A 20428-nucleotide genomic window follows, 5' to 3' on the forward strand; every position below is an offset into this window, starting at 1 on the left:
GGATGATCGCAAATCGACAATGCCCGGACTCGTTTTGTAGCGAGTCTCGCCGAAGGTAGCAGGTATAGCGGTCATAATCGCTGAGGGCAAGCTGCGGCCACCCATGCTTCCTTTTCTTTTATAGGTGCCTTTCTATAATCTGAATACATGCCCGTTGTTCGCTCTTTTTAGCACATAAACTGACTTTTATTCATACAAATGAGTGTCCGCAGTTGGCGGACAAAACGTACCGTGAATATCTGTTAGTTCGGCGGTTATCCAAATGGAGCCCCAGCGTCGATGGATAAGAACGTCCACATTCTGTGGGACGACGGCGAGCGGATCCTCGGTCGGGGGCAACGTCCAACCGGGAGCGGTCCTCGACCTGCGCTGTTTGTATGGTCCTCCAACGAACACCCATCGGTCGCATACACGGATCGGTTAAATCACGAGTTCGAACTGAGGACCGAACTAGGTAGTGATTGGGCAATCCCGCCGCTGGAACGCGTGCGCGAAGGCGGTCACGCGACACTGGTATTTGACGATCCAGGCGGAGCGCCACTCGCGCGAATGCTCGATTCGCGTATCGAGATGTCCCGGTTCCTCGATATAGCTACAAGTATTGCCGCAGCCATCCATCAACTCCACCGGCGCGGTCTCGTTCACAAGGATCTCAAGCCAGCCCACATCATCGTCGGATGTGATGATGGGCGTGCACGGCTAACCGGCTTCGGACTGGCTTCGCGGCTACCCCGCGAGCGCAGGACACCTGAGCCACCGGAAACCATTGCTGGCACATTCGCGTACATGGCGCCGGAGCAAACTGGCCGGATGAATCGCTCGGTCGATTCGCGCAGTGACCTGTATGCGTTTGGCGTCACGCTCTATCAGATGGCAACCGGCACCTTCCCATTCACGGCCGTCGATTCGATGGAATGGATTCACTGCCATCTAGCCAGAGTGCCGGTCATACCCAGCGTGCGCTGCGAGGGTATTCCCGCACAGGTTTCCGCGATCATCATGAAGCTGCTGGCCAAAACGCCGGAAAGCCGTTACCAGACGGCGGCGGGCGTTGAGCACGATCTACAGCAGTGTCTAGGCATGTTGCAGTCTCGTGGCCTGATCGAGACGTTTCCGCTGGGCGAGCACGACACCCCAGACAGGTTGCTGATCCACGAGAAGCTCTACGGACGCGAGCGGGAGGTCGATACCCTGCTTGGCGCGTTTGATCGGATGGTCAACACGGGCACGCCCGAGCTGGTCGTGGTGTCGGGCTATGCCGGCATTGGCAAGTCTTCGGTCGTCAACGAGCTGCACAGGGTGCTGGTGCCACCGCGTGGCTTATTTGCCGCGGGCAAGTTCGATCAATACAAACGCGACATTCCGTATTCGACGCTGGTGCAGGCACTCGAAGGTCTGGTGAGGCCCTTGCTCGGCCTGCGCGACACGATACTGGCGTCCTGGCGGGAAGCCTTTCTGCAGGCGCTCGACATCAACGCCCGCCTGGTGACCGACCTGGTGCCGGACCTGAAGCTGATCATCGGCGAACCGCCTCCGTTGCCGGATCTTGGGCCGCAGCAGATGCAACAGCGCTTCATGGAAGTGTTCCGGCGCTTCATTGGGGTCTTCGCACGAGCGGAACATCCACTCGCGCTGTTTCTCGACGACATGCAATGGCTCGATCCGGCGACGCTGGACTTGCTTGCGCACCTGTTGACCCATCCGGAGCTGCGGTATCTGCTAGTCATTGGTGCGTATCGCGACAGCGAGGTCGACCCGATGCACCCGCTAATGGAAAAGCTTCGAGTTATACGCAAGGCAGGCGTCAAGATCAGTGACATTACGCTATCCCCTCTCACGATTTTGCATCTGAGGCAATTGATTGCGGATGCGATTCGCAGCACCCCAACACGTGTTGAGTCGCTGGCCCGGCTAGTCCAGGAAAAGACAGCGGGCAATCCGTTCTTCGTGATTCAGTTTCTGCGCGTACTCGTCGATGAAGAGCTACTCACGTTCGATCACGAAGCAAGACGCTGGCGTTGGGACACCGTTCGAATCCATGCGAAAAGCTACACGGTCAATATCGTAGAGTTGATGGCCGGCAAGCTAAGTCGTCTGCCAGCCAATGCACAGCAGGCGTTGCAGCAGTTGGCTTGTCTGGGCAGTACCGCATCCGTCGATGTACTGACCTCGGTGCTCGACACCGACGAGGCAAAGGTGCATGACGCGTTGTGGGAGGCGAGCCTGCAGGAACTGGTCGAACGTCGCGACGATAGTTATCGCTTCGCTCACGACCGGATTCAGGAAGCGGCCTATTCGCTGATTCCGCCAGACGGTCGCGCGGAGGCCCACTTGCGAACGGGCCGCTTGCTCGCTGAAGCGACACCCGCGGAACGACGCGAGGAGGCAATCTTCGAGATCGTTGGACAACTAAATCGCGGAGCGCATCTGATCGAGTCCGACGAGGAGCGCGAGCAACTCGCCAGCTTCAACCTGCTCGCGGGCGAGCGTGCGAAGGCGTCCACTGCCTACACGTCGGCACTCAGTTATCTTTCCACCGGCGTGGACCTGCTCGGGCAGGACGGCTGGAATAGCTCGCATGCGCTGATGTTTGCGCTCGAACTCAATCGCGCCGCGTGCGAATTTCTAACCGGCCGACTGCAAGCCGCTGACGAGCGGTTAGTCTCTCTATCCGAACGGGCTGTCACTACCGTCGAACACGCGAGTATCGCGTGCTTACATGTGGATGTCTGCACGACGCTCGACCAGGGTGGTCGCGCTGTTTCGGTGTGCATCGAGTACTTAAAGCGGGTGGGTATCACATGGTCCGCACATCCAGATAACGACGAGGTTCGATTTGAATACGATCGCATCGGTGCGTTGATCGCCGGTCGAAATATCAACGAGCTGGTCGATTTGCCTTTGATGCAGGATGAGATCTCTCTCGCCACCGTTGAGGTGCTGAGCAAACTCTCTGCACCGGCCATGTTTACCGATGCAAACCTGGCCGCAATGGCGGATTGCAAGGCGATCAGCATCAGTCTCGAGCAGGGCAACTGTGACGCTTCCTGCCTGTCGTATGTCATGCTGAGTCGAATTGCCGGTCCGCGTTTTGGCGACTATCGCGCTGCCTTTCAATTTGGGCGACTCGGCTACGACCTCGTTGAACAGCGAGGGCTAAAACGTTTCGAAGCGCGCGCCTATCTTTCATATGCGGTGTTTGTCCTGCGCTGGACGCAGCACGTACGCGCCTGCCGCGACGTGCAGATTCGTGCATTCGAAGCGGCGATTCGCATTGGTGACCTGCAATATGCGGCATACGTGGGGAACGACCGTGGATCGAATCTGATTTTCGCCGGTGAATCACTGATAGAAGCACAGCACGAGATGGAGCGCGGTCTTGCATTTGCCAACAAGGTAAAGTTCGGCCTGGTGATTGATCTGATCACCACGCAACTCGCGTTGATCCGGATGCTACGTGGTTTGACTCCAACGTTCGGGCATCTCGACGATGGGCCATTCGACGAAGTCAATAACGAGCGTCGCCTGTCTGAAAACGCCCAATTTGCGCTTACTGCCTGCTGGTACTGGATCCGGAAGCTGCAGGCACGTTACGTGGCTGGCGAATACACAGCGGCGCTGGAAGCTGCGGAGAAAGCACAGCCATTACTTTGGACATCTACATGTTTCTACGAGGAGGTCGAATATCACTTCTATCGCGCGCTGGCTTTGGCGACACAGTGCCCCCTCGCATCGGATCAAGAGCGTTTGCTGCAGCTAGACAGTATTTCCGCGCATCACAAGCAACTACAGATATGGGCTGAGAACTGCCCGGACAACTTCGCGGATCGCGCCACGCTCGTCAATGCCGAGATCGCCCGACTGGAAAATCGTATCGGCGAAGCTGAGCTGCTTTACGATCAGGCAATCCGTTTGGCGCAACGGAGTGGATTTCTTCAAAACGAGTCGCTTGCAAACGAAGTGGCCTCTCGCTTTTATGCGGGTCTCGGCCTCGAGAAGATAGCGCGCGTCTATTTGCAAGATGCCTATCACGGATACCAGCGCTGGCGCGCTGACGGCAAGGTGCGCCAACTCGAACAAGGTTATCCATTCCTTAGAACGGAGGTGCCGGCGGCAGCACCGACCAACACGATTGCGACGCCAGTCGAACGCCTGGACATTGAAACCGTGATGAAGGTCACTCAGGCCGTTTCGGGCGAGCTTGTGCTCGATAGATTGATCGAGGTCGTCATGCGCACCGCGCTCGAGCAGACGGGTGCTGAACGCGGACTGTTGATCCTTTCCGACCGCAACGAACATTGGATCACCGCCGAGGCGATCACCGGCGGGAGCGATATAGGCGTAAAGTTGTGCTTTGTCTCCCTAAGCTCAAGCTTGTTGCCTGAGTCGATTATCTTCCACGTTTTGCGCACCCGAGAGAACGTGATCTATGGGGACGCCGCAACCGATTCCCCCTTTGCCACAGATCCCTACATTCGCTCGCATCACGCGCGTTCGATTCTATGCCTGCCGTTGACGAACCAGGGTAAGCCAATCGGCGCGCTGTATGTCGAAAACAATCTGGCCGCTCATGTGTTCAATCCATCACGGATTGCCATATTGAAGCTCGTTGTTTTGCTGGCGGCGGTTGCGCTCGAAAACGCTCACCTGTATCGAGACCTTGCGGAACGCGAATCGAAAATTCGCCGTCTCGTAGACGCCAACATCATCGGAATTTTTGTCTGGGATTCAAGTGGAACCCTGCTCGAAGCGAATGACGCGTTTCTGGACATGGTGGGTTACGAGCGTCACGATCTGGATGCAGGTCGGATGTGTTGGGCTGAACTTGCACCGTCGGAAGGCAACGAAGCCAATCAGCGGGCTTTGATCGACGTTCTCGAGTCCGGGTGTGTCCAGCCTTTCGAGAGCAATTTGCTGAGGAGAGACGGAAGCGCTTTGCCAGTGATAGTCGGATTCGCGGTGCTCGAGTCGAGTCGTCAGGAATGCATCGCTTTCGTACTCGACCTCACTGAGCGCAAGCTTGCGGAAGAGAAAGTCCGCGTTAATGAACAACGCTATCGCGAGGTGCTGACTGAGTTAGCGCATGTCAACCGTGTCGCGACAATCGGGCAGCTTGCGGCTTCGCTGGCCCACGAAGTGAACCAACCCATCGCCGGAATTGTGATCAATAGCAACACGGCGCTACGTCGGTTGAGTGCAGAGCCTTTAGATATAGAAGGGCTTCGGCAAGTCATCGACCGCATGCTCAGGGACGGTCACCGGGCAGGCAATGTCATCAACCGCATTCGCGAGCTTGTCAAAAAAGCCCCTCAGCGAAAGGAACGGGTCAACATTGGTGATGCCATTCGTGAGGTGATCGAGCTGATCCGGATGGAAGCGGTCAAGAGTGGCGCGTCGGTCCAGGCCAGGCTGGCGGAAGACTTGCCTTTCATTGAAGGCGATCGCGTGGAGTTACAGCAGGTACTTCTCAATCTGACCATCAACGCCCTTGAGGCGATGAGAGACATCAACGACGGCAATCGTCACGTGCAGATTAGTGCAGACAAGGTAGACGCCAGCCACGTACTCGTCACAGTGAGTGATTCAGGAACAGGCTTTGCGCCGCAAAACCTCGAACGGCTTTTCACGCCGTTCTTTACGACCAAGTCTTCCGGCTTGGGGGTGGGGCTCTCCATCTGTCATTCAATCGTCGAGGCGCACCGGGGCAAGTTGTGGGCGAGCCAAAACCTACCGCGCGGCGCTATTTTCCACTTCACGGTTCCAATGTTCACCGCCGAGGTGACGCCTCAATAGTGCACGGATAGCGGCTCGGGATAATGTTGCGTGAGCGAATACGTGCTCTCCGGTGCCGCCCAACCCTCGAAGGTCAAAACGGGCGGCACTGAGGGGTTGCTGCCGAGCGTTTCGCATTGTCCCGGCAGCCCCATAGAATTGATTGTGACAGTGCTCGACTCGGTGTCCGGCGCGATGTACACCGTTGCATCAGCGCCCACACGGAGCGTCGTGGAGGGTCTTCCCGGCGAGTCAGCGTCAATGAACGGCGGCCCTCCGCATGTGGGGGTGGGATATTGGCCGCTCGTGGATAGGATGTCTCCCCATTCATACTGCTCCGCTGAATATTGGTTGGTCGTGGCGTTATAGATCCGGCTCAGCGGAACCGCAATGACGGCACCGTTCGCGACGATTATGGTGACAACCTGGGAGTCGTTAGCCGAGACAAGCGGGCCGACATATCGTCCCTGACCGTCGAACACTTTCAGTACGTCCTCGTCGTCACGGTTGCCAGCTTGACCGTTGCTAGTTGCGGTGCCGTCGCCACCATAGGCGAGGGAACTCAGACAAACGGCGAGCAAGACAGCGACGTGTGGATGGCGCATTTCAATCTCCTTTGGCCGCACGAAGGAACGAGCCCGAGCGCGCGTGATGACCACAGGTTTAGCGTGAACTCTGGCGGTCGTCCATGCGAATGGTGAGCGGTTCGGGATACTGCCGGTCGAGCCGGTAGGTGCTTGCCGGCAACCAGCCGGTTACCGTAAGACCCGGCGGCCCAAAGCAGCCGAACGGCGTTTCGACCTGCGACTGGCCCACTAACGTTGTCGAGTAGGTGTCCGGCGCGATATATAAGGTCGTTTCCGATCCCGTTCGTATTGTTAAGGAGGGTCTTACGGGAACCACCTGACCGCTTCCAATAATCATCGTACTGCTAAAGATAACGGGAGGACCGCTGCAGTTCGTCGATAGATAGACATATAGCCCTGCGCTGCTGCTCCATTCGAATTTCGAGGCGGATAGATGAACGCCATTCACAAGGCGGGTGATCGGCACGACAACGGTTACGCCATTGACCGTTATCACCGTAGCAAGGGGTCTGTCTTCGAACCCCACCACCGGTCCGACGTAGTTCCCACGGGCGTCGAAGACGGATAGCAAAGCGCCTGGACCATCAGCAGGTTTGTGCGCATCGTCGCCATACGCAGAACACGCCAGACAAACTGCGAGCAGTGCAGCAGCTTTCAGATAACGCATTTCATCTCTCCTGATCCAGCGCTGACCGCGATGCAGCGAGACACATCGAGAACACGTGTATTTGCGGAACCCGGCGTCTTGCGCACGCGTGTGAGCGCGGAAAGCATGATCGTTGTGCTAAAGAACGGGACGTTCAGTAGTGAATGGCGAGAGGCTCAGGATAATTCTGGGTGAGTGAAAAGACGCTTTCCGTCAACCATACCGAGAGCGGGTACTGCATGCTCTGGCCGGAGCATTGCCCATTGGGCGGAGTCGGAATGGTGTAGGTGTTTCCCGCGATATACGCCGTGGTAACGTTTCCAACTCGCGCGGTGTAGGCCGGTCTTAGCACCCCAGGCGTCGGAAAGGTTGCATCGATGACAGGCAGGTTGCGGCAATCCACCGTCGGGGGCGTTGCGATAGGGGAAAGCGAGCTTGCCCATTGATACTGTGACGCAGACAACTGTCCGTTCTGCGAGACGCGCCCGATTGGGACGACGATGATCGTGCCGTTGGCATGCACCACGGCGCCGATAGTCACTGCGTCAATGGATATCACAGGACCGACATAATGGCCGTCGCTATCGAACACCTTCAGAACGTGCGAATGCGCCGTGTGACCATCCGGCCTGTGTCCCGGATCGGGAATATCCTCTGCGTACGCTATCGAGGCCAAGCAGATAGAAAGTAGGACCGCGGCGTGTGACTTGCGCATTTCCTATCTCCTGATGCGGCGCGACACGGCGCGACTCGCCCTCGGACATACGCTAAGGGAGCGGGTGTCGCGCGATGTCAAAAGCTCGCGAATGTGTACAAGCGTTAGGAGGACGGCTGTCACGCCTTGGGCGGGATTGACGCAAGCGTCGCAAGCGGGTGCGAGGTTGCGTCGGATGATTAAACATAGCGGAGCCGATGCCGACATTCAAGTACGAGTCGCGTACGCGCGATTTAATCAATACCGTACGAATCGAATCACGGACGAAATGCAATGGAGCCGCTTGAACATCGGGAACACATGGCAAGTATCGAACACAGGCTTTCAATCGGAAAGGCGATTCGATGCACTACCAGTGCACCATCGGAAGTCCCGCAACAGGAGAAGCGAAAGTCGAGATCGATTCTCCCTTGAGACTTCCCAGATAGACTGTCTGCAGATCCGCTCCGCCGAAGGTGATGCTGGTCAGGCACGGAGCGATACTTCCACCACAAGCGCCCATGACGTCCATCGGTACGACTGTACCCGTTGCAAAGGCCGCTTCGAAACGCGCAGTCGCTTCCTGGTCACCGTCTTCGAAAAGAGTGAGCAAGTCTCCTTCCGGCGTGATTGCAACGAGGCGGTCGGCGAAAATCATCGCGCACCACAGATTCCCATAAGCATCGAAGGTAATGCCATCAACTAATCCAGCGCCTAGCTGACTCGGGCCATAAATTTCCCGTGGACCTAGCGAGCCGTCGATGCGGACGGGGAAACGGCTCACTCTCTTTGCCGTCGTCTCTGCAACGTACAGAAACTCCTCTTTGGCATCGAAGCGTATTTCGTTAGTGAACGCCAGACCATCAGCGACAATGCGCAAGCCCTTGTCGTCGAGCAATGCAATGTATCCGTCCGCAAGCGTCGAGCAAATGGCTTCTGACCAGGGATTAGCCCTCGTCGATACCGTTATCCAGAGGCGCTCCTTGCGGTCTCGCAAGACGAAATTCACTTTCCCCATCGGCCGGCCTTCTATCTGGTCGCACAGTACACGGCTCTCGCCCGAGCGGCTCAGGAATTCCACCCGGTCGGTTCCGATGTTTGCAATGACCAGATTGCCCTCAGCATCGAAAGCCAATCCGTTGGGGAGCGAGCCGTAGAGAAGTTCATCGCCGGCTTCTCCGGTTCCTTCTGCTCCTTCTTTCCCCCCAACTGACGCATCTGCGGGAAGCAGGAGGCGTTGCTCGCCAGAAGGCGCAATGTGCATGACGCCACCGCGGGAGTCGGCCACCCAGAGAGAAGCGTTACGTTCGGCGAGAATGCACTCCGGCCGACGCAAAACCTGACCTGTCTTGCGAACCCTATTGGGCTCGAGGGTCCAGCCTTGCAGTGGATTCATTTGTCACCTCCAGATTGTTTTCTAGTTGTATCTTGCAACCGTCCAGCTCGACGGCCGGGCAGCTGTTCGCTCCGCCCGCAAAAAACATCATCGCGATTGGCAGCCAGGCCCGCTACTCACGAAGAGCCAGATAACCGCGTCATTCACACTTACAGAGTCATGCCACCGGATGCTTCGATCACAGCGCCATTGATGTAACTCGCCTCATCGCTCGCCAGGAAGGCATAGACATTGGCAATTTCTTCGGGCTTGCCAAGTCGCCCTAGCGGCACCTGCTCACGCATCCTGGCCAGCACGTCATCGGGCACGGTAGAGAGGATGGGCGTATCAATGAAACCCGGTGCAATCGCGTTCACCCGAATCCCTTTGGGACCGAGTTCGCGGCTCCAGGTTTTCGTGAAACCGATAACCCCGAATTTGGCAGCGGCGTAGTTTGTCTGCCCGTAGTTTCCATAGATTCCCACCACCGAGCTTGCGTTAAGAATGACGCCGGCTCGCTGCTCTATCATCGTGTCGACGACAGCCTGGGACACGTGAAACACGCCGCGCAGATTGACATCAATGACGTCGTCGAATTGTTTCAGCGTCATCTTCTGCAACCTGGCGTCGCGCGTGATGCCAGCGTTGTTGACGAGAATATCGATCCGGCTGTGTCTTTTCAGCAGAGCTGCCACCATCTCGTTGACCGCGTCCCGCTCGGCTACATCGATGCTGAATCCCTCGGCAGCGCCGCCAGCTTCGCGACACGCTTCTACCACCGCTGCAACCGCATCGCGGTTTAGGTCGCATACGGCGACGACAGCGCCTTCTTGCGCAAATTTAATGGCCGTCGCAGCACCAATGCCTTGACCCGCACCCGTGACGATTGCCACCTTGTCCTTAAGCTTCAATACTTCTCTCCGGTTCACAAAAGATGATCCCTGCAGTCCGACGAAGGGTTTGAAAAACCGGGCCACTCCCGCGGATGAGGCTTTACCGATGTCGATGGTAATAGCGGCGCGCTGCGTTGGTAAGGTCGCGTTCGGACACCGCGGAGTCTTTCGGAGACAATCGGCGGAGGCGCGTTTTCAGGCGCTTTCGGCTGATACGGCGCTCCCTTGCCAATGACGACATCCTCCGGGCGGCACCTAAGTGCACATGCTTTGGCACGAAGCCATCTCGCGCGTATATCGCGGAGTTTGCGATCCCGAGACCATTCGATTAAGCAGAAGCAAAGATGAACATATGTCCATAAATGATCAAATGTTCAATAATAGGCCATGTCTCCAACAGGGGTTTGGCAGATCGTCTCGCCTTCAGTCGCCACGTTGTGCGATGAAATCCCATAGTACGTCGCTTGTATCATCGGGTTAACCATCTGTTCCTAAAGATTGACACCCCGTCAGCGCCATCCTACGATACCTCACAAATGATCAATTGTTCACTAATGAGCAAATGACGGAGGCGAAGTGGGTGGACTTCTTCTAGAAGTAGAGGGCCTGCAAAAAGCGTTCGACGGCGTGCCGGCGCTCATGGAGGGGCGGTTGAGTTTGCGTGCGGGTAGCGTTCATGCTTTGTGCGGTGGCAATGGCGCGGGCAAATCGACCTTCCTGAACATCGTGATGGGGATCATCCAGCGCGATGCCGGTGAAATCCGGCTCAATGGGCTGCCCGTCAATTTCCAGACACCAGCGGAGGCGCTCGCCAATCGCGTCGCCATCATCACTCAGGAACTCTCGCCCATCCGTGGCATGACGGTCGCCGAAAACCTGTTTCTCGGCCGCGAACCGCGCCGCGCCAAGGTGCTGGTCAAGTTCGGCGCACTCGTTCAGCAGGCCCAGGCACTTCTCGATCGCCTCGGTTTTCCCGTTGACGCCCGCGCGAGCGTGGACTCGCTCAGCCTTGCGCAGATCCAGCTCGTGGAAATCGCCAAGGCGTTTAGTCGCGACTGTGACGTGATGATCATGGACGAACCAACGTCGGCCATTGGCGAGTCGGAAACCGAGGTGCTGTTCAGCGCGATCCGCAATCTCACTGCACAGGGTGCGGGCATTATCTATGTGACCCATCGGTTGTCCGAAGTATTCAGGATCGCAGACAGCTACACCGTGTTCCGCGATGGCCGATACGTGGAGAGCGGTCGCATCGCGGATATCGATCGCGCCCATCTGGTCAGCACGATTGTCGGACGCAAGTTGAACCAGACGGAGAAAGTGCGTCGCCCGATTGGCGAGCCAGTGCTCGAGACGTCTGCCTTGTCGCGCGACGCCGAATTCGAGGACATCTCGCTTTCAGTTAGCGCGGGAGAAGTACTCGGGGTCTATGGACTGATGGGATCCGGCCGTAGTGAGTACCTGAATTGCGTGTATGGACTCACCCGTGCGAAACGCGGGGAAGTGACCTTCCGTGGGCGCCGGCTCGCGTCGGGCAACCCTCGCCGCGCGATTCGCGCTGGCCTCGCACTCGTCACAGAAGATCGCAAGGAAACCGGCCTCGTATTGTCCTCATCGGTTCGCGACAATGTTTCGCTGTCTGCCTATCCGAGGCTTTCGCGCTTCTCACTGATTGATCGCCGCAAGGTGAAAACGCTGGTGCAAAGCATGGTCGAGCGGATGCGAATCAAGGTGGGCTCGGTGTCGTTGCCGGTTTCATCCATGAGCGGAGGCAACCAGCAAAAGGTGGTACTGGCGCGCTGCCTGTCGACCGAGCCGGTCTGTCTGCTGTGCGACGAGCCAACCCGCGGCATTGATGAAGGCGCCAAGCGCGAAATCTATCGTCTGCTGGACGATTTCGTTGCGAAAGGCGGGGCCGCCATAGTCGTGTCCTCCGAGGCTCAGGAAGTGCTCGACGTTAGTGACCGGATTGCCATTTTCAAATCGGGGCGGTTGGTCTCCGTGATCGACGGCCATGTCTCCAGCCAGGAAGATCTACTCCACCTCGCATCGTGAATACACAAATCTCAACGCCCGTCAGCGCGCCGTTGCACAACAGCCGCGCCGCGCAGATGCGCCAGATGTACCGGCGCTACGGCATCCTCGTCGTGCTCATTCTCCTGTGCGTCATCCTGACGTTCGCGAACCAGTACTTTTTAACGTGGGGCAATATTGCCGACGTGCTGCGGCAGTCTTCGATCAATGGCATTCTCGCGGTCGGCATGACATACGTCGTGCTGACGGGGGGCATCGATCTCTCGGTGGGTTCCACGCTCGCGCTTGCCGGCATGGTCAGTGCCAGTGTCGTGACCGGCGCGCATCCCCACGGCATCGCCCTCGGGCTGTTCGCCGGGCTGGCGGTCGGCGCGGCGGTTGGCGCGGTCAACGGAATCGTCGTCGCACGGCTCGCCGTGCCATCGTTCGTCGCCACGCTTGGCATGCTGAGCGTCGCGCGTGGACTCACCTTCATCTACAACGACGGCATGCCGATTGCCGACCTTCCCAACGGTCTTCTGACCGTGGGCACGGGCACGCTTGCCGGCATACCCGTACCGGTGATCGTGTTCGCCGCGGTCGTCGCGCTGTTCTGGTTCGCGCTGCGTTATACGACTTACGGTCGCTATGTTTATGCGGTCGGTGGAAATGTACGCAGTGCCAAGACGAGCGGTATCTCCACACGCAAGATCATTTTTTCGGTCTATATGTTGGGCGGCTTGCTCGCGGGGCTCGCCGGCATCGTCCTGGCTGCCCGCACGACCTCCGCTTTGCCGCAAGCAGGACTCTCTTATGAGCTCGATGCGATTGCGGCGGTGGTGATCGGCGGCACGAGCCTTTCAGGTGGATCGGGATCGCTCGGTGGCACGGTGGTCGGCGCGCTGCTGATCGGTGTCATCAATAACGGCTTGAACCTTCTGGGCGTCTCGTCGTATTACCAGCAGGTCGTGAAAGGCATCATCATCGTCGGAGCCGTTCTGCTGGATACCTCACGCAAGAAATCTTGATCGTCAACGAGTAGTTAACAAATCCATAAGGAGACTTAAATGAAAATTGGGAATCAGATGATGCTGGTTTGCGCGCTCGCAGGATTGACTGTGGGCGTGGCCCAGGCCGACCCGATCAAGGTGGGCGTCATGCCCTACGGTCTGAAAGCCGAGTTCATGCAAATGTGGACTAACGCCATCAAACAGGACCCGGCGGTGAAGGACGGCAGTGTCCAGATCGTCGTGTTCGACGGTAACTACGACGCGCTCACGCAAAGCAATCAGTTTGACACTATGATCACGCAGAAGTACGACGCGATCATTTTTGCTCCGATCGACAAGAATGCCGGCGCGGCGGCGGTCGCCAAGGCAGTCGCAGCACACATTCCGGTAATCGGTTCGAACACACACGTATCGGGTGACCAGTTGACCTCGTATGTGGGCAGCGACGACGTGGTTGCCGGCCGGCTCGAGGCAGATGCCGTGGTGAAAGCAATCGGCGGCAAGGGCAACGTCGTGATCATCGAAGGGCCGATCGGGCAATCTGCGCAGATTGATCGCTCCAAGGGCATCGCTGACGTGCTGGCGCAGCACAAGGACGTGAAAGTGCTCGAGAACAAGACCGCCAATTGGTCGCGCGCCGAAGCATTGGCGCTGGTCGAAGATTGGCTGACCTCGCATCCGGGCCAGATCAACGGCATCATCGCCGAAAACGATGAGGAGGCACTTGGCGCCATTCAGGCGATGAAGTCGAAGGGCCTCGATGTAAAGAAAATTCCGGTGGCCGGCATCGACGGCGTCGCCGATGGCATCGAGGCAGCCAAACGCGGCGAGATGACGACCTTCTTCCAGGATGCAAAAGCGCAGTCGCAGGGCGCGCTCGACGTCGCGCTGCGCGCGAAGATCGGTCCGTCGTACAAGCCACGCTCAGATGTCTGGGCGGAGTACGGATCGAAAATGCCGTGGGACGGCGGCACCGCAAAGGAATATACGGTACCGTGGACGCAGGTGACGGCAACGAACGCCGACGCCATTCTCAAGCAGGTCAAGGAAGTCTCACAACAGTAACGGCCCGTAGTGAGGAACAGGCATATGCCACAGGTAACAAGCAATCTTTTTGATCTGACCGGTCGGGTTGCGATCGTCACTGGCGGGGCCGGCGGCATCGGCCTCGCTGCTGCGCAAAGTCTGGCAGCGGCAGGCGCCCGTCTTGCCCTGCTCGACATCAGCCCGGCCGTTCGCGATGTGGTGGCCACGCTGCCCGGCGGCACCGAGTTGCACCACGCGATCGTCGCGGACATCGTTGCCCCCGGTGTTCCCGCTGAGACGGTTCGCAGCGTGATCGCGCATTTCGGCAAACTCGACATCGTCGTCAACAACGCGGGCGTCGCGCTGCTGGAACCGGCCGAAACCCTCTCCGAAGAGGCGTGGAGCCGGACGATGGCGCTCAACCTGACGGCGCCTTTTCTGCTCGCGCAAGCGGCGGGTCGCGAGATGATCGAACGCGGTTATGGCCGGATCGTGAATCTCGCTTCGCAGGCCAGCGTGATCGCGCTCGAACGCCATGTGGCTTACTGCGCAAGCAAAGCCGCGATTGTCGGCATGACGAAGGTACTCGCGCTCGAATGGGCGAGGCACGGCATCACGGTCAATGCGGTCTCGCCGACCGTCGTTGAGACCGAGCTCGGCAAGAAGGCATGGGCCGGCGCAGTGGGCGAGGCGATGAAAGCGAAGATCCCGGTTGGCCGCTTCGCGCGTCCGGATGAAATCGGTGCGTTGATTCTTTACCTCGCCAGCGACGCCGCCGCGATGGTGACGGGCGAAAACATCGTGATAGATGGCGGTTATACGGCGCAATGAGTTACCCATTCCGATCCCTAACGCCGTCTGGCAAATCACACATCAATGGCCACCGGAAGCTCGAGGAAAACCCATGAATCGCGTTATCAACAATCCGGATCATGTTGTCGAAGATATGTTGCGCGGCCTGCTCGCCGCACATCCCGAACTGCGTGCATCGCCAGATAACCCGCGCGTCGTGTCGCACGTGAACGCGTCGCAGAAGGGGCGCGTGGGCATCGTCACCGGCGGCGGCTCGGGCCACGAACCGGCCTTCATCGGCTACGTTGGCCAGAACATGGTCGATGCGGTCGCAATTGGCGAGGTCTTCTCGTCGCCTACCGCCAAGTCATTCCTTGAAGCATTCAAGGCTGCGGATGGCGGCGCCGGTGTCGCGTGTCTATATGGCAACTACGCGGGCGACAACATGAATGTGAAGATGGCGATCCGCATGGCGGAGCGCGAAGGCATTCGCGTGGTGCCGGTGGTCGCCAACGACGATGCGGCCTCGGCTCCGCCCGAAGAGATCGACAGGCGGCGTGGTGTCGCCGGCGAGATCGTCATGTGGAAAGTAGCCGGTGCGCGTGCCGCGCTCGGTGCGTCGCTCGACGAGGTGGTGGCCGCTGCGCGCCATGCCGTCGATTCGACCCGCTCGATTGGCATCGGCCTGTCTGCGTGCACGATTCCGGCGGTTGGAAAGGCCAACTTCACCATCAAGGATGGTGAGATGGAAGTGGGCATTGGCCACCACGGCGAACCCGGCATCCAGGTCCAGCAAACGGTGCCAGCCAAAGACATGGCGAAACTGATGCTCGACAAGCTGCTGACCGACCTGCCGTTCACGCGTGGCGACAAGGTTGCGCTGCTGCTGTCCGGGCTTGGCGCAACGCCGCTGATGGAGCAGTACATTTTGTACGGCGAAGTGGCGGGCTATCTGCACGAGGCGGGCATTGAAATCGGCTTTTCGCGCGTCGGCAATCTGTTCACCTCGCTCGAAATGATGGGCGTCACCGTCACGTTGACGAAGCTGGATTCCGAACTGGCCGCGTGTCTCGCGCATCCTTGCCAAAGCATTGGCATCACCGTGGGAGAGGCATCGTGAGCGACTCCGTAGCCGACTCGATCGAGATGGCTGCCGCTGGCAGCGTCGTCGTCGAACTGATCACCGTTATCAAGGCAAACCGCCAATATCTGAGCGAGGTCGACGGCGCGATTGGCGACGGCGACCACGGCATCAACATGAGCAAGGGATTCTCCCAGTGCGGCGAGCGACTGGCGCAGCGCGGCGAGCTTCCGTCGCTGCCGGATGCGCTTGCCGATCTTTCTGAAGCGCTCATGGAAGGGATTGGCGGGTCGATGGGACCGCTATACGGCTCCTTTTTCCTCGATATGAGCGAGGTATTGTCGAAGCACGCCTTGCTCGACAAGCATCTGTTTCACCGCGCGCTGGTGAGCGGGATCGATGCCGTGCAGACGATTGGCGATGCGAAGGTCGGGGACAAAACCTTGATCGACACCCTCGATCCCGCACGTGCTGCATACGAGAAGGCGCTCGACCACGACGATTCGTTTCGGGCTTGCCTGAGCGCGATGATCGCGGGCGCTGAAGCCGGCATGAACTCTACCCGCGAACTGCGCGCCCGCGTTGGTCGCGCCAGTCGTCTTGGCGACCGCTCGATCGGCGTACTCGACGCGGGCGCGTGTTCGTGTTTCCTGATCCTCCGCAGCATGGGCGAGACGCTGACGCTGCTGCTCGCTGGCGGAGCTGGTGGCGCCGGCGGCACTGGCGCGGGCGAACGGCAGCAGACGGAAGAGCAGCGCGGTTAGTCACAGCGGTTACGAAAAAACGACCAGGAGACAACTATGCAAGCCAGCAAACGTCAGTCGATCAAATATCTGATGAGTCTTCCGCTGCTCTCGCTCGCCTTCAATGTGCGTGCGGCACAGCCCAACGTCAGGATCGGTGTGGTCGTGCCGACACTCGATGCGCAGTTCTGGAACAACTATGTCAGCTTCATGAAGCAAGGTGCGAGCCAGTTGGGTGTCGACCTGACCGTGTTGAATGCAGACAACAAGCCGGACAAGATGCTTAGTAGTCTTGAGGACCTTGCCGCGCAGAAGGTAGACGGCATCATTTTCACACCGTACTGGGCGACGGCAGCGCCGGGACTCACGCTGGCCAAGAATGCGGACATCCCCGTGATCCTGACGGATTCCTATCCCGACTTCAGTCCGCAGACGGCGCGCTTTCCGAACTACATTGCATTCATCGGGCCGAGCGACGAAGAGGCGGGCTACCAGATGGCGCTCAAGCTTTTCGCGGCGGTGCCGCCTGGCGCGAACGGCAAGAAGGTCATCGGCGTGGTGAACGGCACCTCCGGCACGTCAGTGGCGATAGACCGGCGCAAGGGCCTGGGGCGCGCCTTGAAGGAGCATCCGGAAGTGACCGTGGCGGGTGAGGTCGACGGCAACTTCGTGCGTGACACCTCGCAGACTGCGTTCGAATCGCTCTACCAGGGCCATCCGGATATCAAGGGCGTTTGGGCTGCCAACGGCGGTACGGCAACCGGCGTGATGGCTGCGCTGAAGAATGCGGGCAAGCAGCCAGGCAAGGACGTCTACGTCGTTGCAATGGACCTGAATCCGGAGAACGTCGAAGCCGTAAAGAGCGGCGAATTGCTGTTCGACATAGGCGGACACTGGTTGCAGGGAGGCTTTGCGCTGGTCATGTTGTTCGATCAGATCAAGGGCAAGCCGGTGAGCAAACAGGACGACACGATCAAGCTTCGCCTTTTGCCGCTTACGCGCAACCAGGTGCCGCAGTTCGAAAAGGATTTTCCAAACGGCGTGCCGGCCTACGATTTCCGCAAACACTCACGGTTCTACACGCCCAATGCGCCGGCGGCGTCGTTTGAAATGAAGTACAGCACCTAACCCTCTGATAACGCGCCGGCGAGCTTGACGGTAAATCTCGATGACACTTTCAGCCAGGCATATCAACAAGCGGTTCGGCAATACGGTTGCGCTCCGAAACGTATCGATCGAACTGCAAGCGGGTGAAGTGCATGCATTGGTTGGCGAAAATGGTGCTGGCAAATCGACACTGCTGAAAATCCTTGCAGGCGCCGAGCAGCCCGACGACGGCAGCATGCAGTTGGCCAACCAACGTTACGCACCGCTCGACACGCGCGAAGCTGAGGGCCACGGGGTTGCGCTCGTGCATCAGGAAATCACCATCAACCCGTCGTTGACGGTCGCGGAAAACGTCTTCATCGACCGGCTCGGCGATTTCTCGCGGCATGGCTTCCTGCGGCGCAAGACGCTCGAACGTGCGGCGCAGGAAGTACTCGAGAGTTTCGACGCCGGCATATCGGTTTCGTCGCAACTCGACCGGCTCGATCTCGGGGAGTGGAAATGCATTGAGATTGCCCGCGCGCTTTCGCGTGCACCGCGCATCCTGTTTCTCGACGAAGCGACCGCTTTTCTCGGTCATAGGGAAGTCGACGCCCTGCTGAAAGCGATTCACGCGTTGAAAGAGCGAGGACTCTCCGTGGCGTTCGTGTCACATCATCTGAGCGAAGTGACCGACGTTGCCGACCGCCTAACGATCCTCAAGGACGGCGGCAACGCCGGCGATGCGAGCGTGGCCGACATCTCACCGGCCGAGATCCATGCACGCATGGTGGGTCGTGATATCTCGGGTCATGTGTTTCCGCCCAAAGCGGCACGAGCACCGGCTAACCCGGTATTTACTGCCGCGGACGTCACCGTCCCGGGCCGGCTGGAGCACGTGCGCATCGACGTGCGCGGCGGTGAAATTGTCGGCATTGCCGGACTCAAGGGGAGCGGCGGTGAAGCGTTGCTGGAGCTTGCAATGGGTTTGCTGGCCCCGCGGCACGGCACTCTTGCGTTGGGCGGCGACGCTTATGCGCCGAAAGCTCCAGACGCGGCATGGCGCGCCGGCGTTGCCTACGTACCGGGTGATCGCACGGGGGAAGGGCTGATCACCGATTTCAGCGTGCTGGACAACCTGGTCATGGCGCAGCCGCCGCAGCGCCTCGCCTTCTTCGAGAGATCCAAAGCGCACCAAAGCGCGACGGAGCTCTCGGCGCGCTTGATGATCAAGGCCGCCAACCCCGACGTCGCGTGCAGGACCTTGAGTGGCGGCAATCTGCAAAAGGTGGTGCTCGCCAAGTGCCTGCACGTGAAACCGCGTTTGTTGCTGCTTAACAACCCGACGCGCGGGGTGGACATCGGCGCGCGCATCGAAATTTACCGGGCGATCCGTGGGCTGGCCGACGAAGGCGTGGCGGTCTTGCTCGTCAGCGACGATCTGCCCGAACTGATTGGTCTGTCGGACCGGCTCGCCGTGATGCGCAGCGGCAGTATCGAACATATCTTCGCGGCGGACGAGAAGCCAGATGAGTCCGCCGTCATCCGCTTCATGACCTGAGACGACCATGACCCGCCTGTCGTTTGCCACTCTAGCCAACCGGCGTAAAAAGCCGTCCAGTTCCGCGCGCGATACGCTGTTGTCACGGCGTCCCGAAACGATGCGGCGAATCTTTCCAGTACTCCTGCTGATCGTGCTGTGTGTCGCGTTCTCGCTCAGTTCGCCACGTTTCCTGACCACCGGCAACGGTCTGATCGTGCTGCAACAGGCGGTGGTGCTGGCTGTCGCCGCGCTCGGCATGACGTTTGTCGTGATCGCCGGATCGATCGACTTGTCGGTCGGCTCGATCGTCGCAGTTTCGGCGCTGACCGCGGCGATGACGTCGAACGCTCTGGGCGTATTCGCTATCGTCCCGGCTGCACTGGTTGGACTGTTATGCGGCTTCATCAACGGCGTGGTGGTGGCCAAGGGCATGGTGCCGTCGTTCATCGTCACGCTCGGCACGATGGTCGTCTACCGCGGCATCGTGCTCTATTTCACGCGCGGTGCGCCGGTTTCGATCGAAAGCGAAAGCTTTCTCGACTTCTACTCGGGCCGTTTTGCCGGCGTGCCTGACTCGGTATGGATCGCAGTGGTGGTGGTGGTGCTCGGCTGGACTGCGCTGCGCTTCACGGTGTTTGCCCGCGAACTCAAGGCGACCGGCGGCGGCGAGCGCGTTGCGCGCCTGACGGGCATCCGTGTCGATCGCGTCAAGCTTCTGATGTTCTCATTGCTGGGTCTGTTGTGTGGAATTGCCGGTCTGCTGCAGAGCGCGCGTGCGATGGCAGCGACTTCGCAACTCGGCGAAGGACTCGAACTCGATGTGATCGCTGCCGTGGTGGTGGGCGGCACGCCGCTTACGGGTGGGATCGGCAGCGTGCAGGGCACCATCCTCGGCGTGCTGATCATCACGATTCTCTCGAACGGCATGAACATGGGCGGGGTGGACCCTTATCTGCAGAACATCGTCAAGGGCGTGGTCCTGATCGCCGCTGTGTTCGTGACGATCGACCGAAAGAAGATCGGCATTATCAAATAGGCGGCGACGGACTCACGCAGGAGCGCCAGGCACTCGTTCGCCTCAGTGGCTCCAAATTCGCGATATCATTTGTTTACATTCGATCATTTTATCTATGCATCGTGGCCATTGTATTGCGCTTCAACGTAAGA

15 protein-coding genes and 1 pseudogene are annotated in these 20428 nt (G+C 59.0%); 11 read left to right on the forward strand and 5 right to left on the reverse strand.

The annotated features are described in order from the left end of the window. The first annotated feature begins 279 nt into the window (after positions 1-279). The gene (locus D0B32_RS04210; protein ID WP_117332398.1) at positions 280-5793 is read left to right on the forward strand and encodes an ATP-binding sensor histidine kinase; all 5514 of its coding nucleotides are present in this window, start codon (positions 280-282) and stop codon (positions 5791-5793) included. On the opposite strand, the gene D0B32_RS04215 is transcribed toward D0B32_RS04210, so the two are convergent. The 5 genes from D0B32_RS04215 to fabG form a co-directional block, all read right to left on the reverse strand. Beyond that, positions 5787-6377 (reverse strand): hypothetical protein, encoded by a 591-nt coding sequence (locus D0B32_RS04215; RefSeq protein WP_117332399.1) that lies wholly within the window; start codon positions 6375-6377, stop codon positions 5787-5789. The two genes, D0B32_RS04210 and D0B32_RS04215, sit on opposite strands and share 7 nt — an antisense overlap. A gap of 58 nt (positions 6378-6435) precedes the next feature. After that, entirely contained in the window at positions 6436-7026 is a 591-nt protein-coding gene (locus D0B32_RS32230; protein ID WP_147329489.1) for a hypothetical protein, read from the reverse strand. Positions 7027-7159: 133 nt separating this feature from the next. Continuing rightward, complete coding sequence (locus D0B32_RS04220) at positions 7160-7720, reverse strand: hypothetical protein (RefSeq protein WP_117332400.1); 561 nt, start codon at positions 7718-7720, stop codon at positions 7160-7162. Between the two features lie 349 nt (positions 7721-8069). Beyond that, positions 8070-9095 carry an SMP-30/gluconolactonase/LRE family protein gene (locus tag D0B32_RS04225; protein WP_117332401.1) on the reverse strand — a complete coding sequence of 342 codons (1026 nt, stop codon included), beginning with the start codon at positions 9093-9095 and terminating at the stop codon, positions 8070-8072. A gap of 149 nt (positions 9096-9244) precedes the next feature. After that, the gene (gene fabG / locus D0B32_RS04230; protein ID WP_117332402.1) at positions 9245-9985 is read right to left on the reverse strand and encodes a 3-oxoacyl-[acyl-carrier-protein] reductase; all 741 of its coding nucleotides are present in this window, start codon (positions 9983-9985) and stop codon (positions 9245-9247) included. A gap of 558 nt (positions 9986-10543) precedes the next feature. Between fabG and D0B32_RS04235 the strand changes: the two genes are divergently transcribed. From D0B32_RS04235 to D0B32_RS04275, 10 genes and pseudogenes are all read left to right on the forward strand, one after another. After that, on the forward strand, positions 10544-12022 hold the full coding sequence (locus D0B32_RS04235; RefSeq protein WP_117332403.1) for a sugar ABC transporter ATP-binding protein: 1479 nt from the start codon (positions 10544-10546) through the stop codon (positions 12020-12022). Positions 12023-12078: 56 nt separating this feature from the next. Continuing rightward, complete coding sequence (locus D0B32_RS04240) at positions 12079-13008, forward strand: ABC transporter permease (RefSeq protein ID WP_117333452.1); 930 nt, start codon at positions 12079-12081, stop codon at positions 13006-13008. A 39-nt stretch (positions 13009-13047) separates the two neighbouring features. After that, positions 13048-14055, forward strand: coding sequence for a substrate-binding domain-containing protein (locus D0B32_RS04245; RefSeq protein WP_117332404.1), 1008 nt, complete (start codon positions 13048-13050; stop codon positions 14053-14055). Between the two features lie 24 nt (positions 14056-14079). Continuing rightward, complete coding sequence (locus tag D0B32_RS04250; RefSeq protein ID WP_117332405.1) at positions 14080-14847, forward strand: GolD/DthD family dehydrogenase; 768 nt, start codon at positions 14080-14082, stop codon at positions 14845-14847. Between the two features lie 73 nt (positions 14848-14920). Continuing rightward, the gene (locus tag D0B32_RS04255) at positions 14921-15928 is read left to right on the forward strand and encodes a dihydroxyacetone kinase subunit DhaK (protein ID WP_117332406.1); all 1008 of its coding nucleotides are present in this window, start codon (positions 14921-14923) and stop codon (positions 15926-15928) included. After that, the gene (gene dhaL, locus D0B32_RS04260) at positions 15925-16653 is read left to right on the forward strand and encodes a dihydroxyacetone kinase subunit DhaL (protein WP_404935515.1); all 729 of its coding nucleotides are present in this window, start codon (positions 15925-15927) and stop codon (positions 16651-16653) included. Before D0B32_RS04255 ends, dhaL begins: the two co-directional genes overlap by 4 nt. A gap of 36 nt (positions 16654-16689) precedes the next feature. Further along, positions 16690-17760, forward strand: a complete 1071-nt coding sequence (locus D0B32_RS04265; protein ID WP_117332407.1) for an ABC transporter substrate-binding protein — start codon at positions 16690-16692, stop codon at positions 17758-17760. A gap of 40 nt (positions 17761-17800) precedes the next feature. Then, a pseudogene (locus D0B32_RS33170) lies at positions 17801-18247 on the forward strand (ATP-binding cassette domain-containing protein); the annotation flags it as partial. 159 nt (positions 18248-18406) lie between these two features. Continuing rightward, positions 18407-19279, forward strand: coding sequence for an ATP-binding cassette domain-containing protein (locus D0B32_RS32865; protein WP_259294870.1), 873 nt, complete (start codon positions 18407-18409; stop codon positions 19277-19279). A 7-nt stretch (positions 19280-19286) separates the two neighbouring features. Then, positions 19287-20297, forward strand: coding sequence for an ABC transporter permease (locus D0B32_RS04275; RefSeq protein ID WP_117332409.1), 1011 nt, complete (start codon positions 19287-19289; stop codon positions 20295-20297). Positions 20298-20428 lie beyond the last annotated feature (131 nt).

It is taken from the genome of Paraburkholderia sp. DHOC27, from assembly GCF_003429005.1.
In the GTDB taxonomy this organism is placed as follows: Bacteria; Pseudomonadota; Gammaproteobacteria; order Burkholderiales; family Burkholderiaceae; genus Paraburkholderia.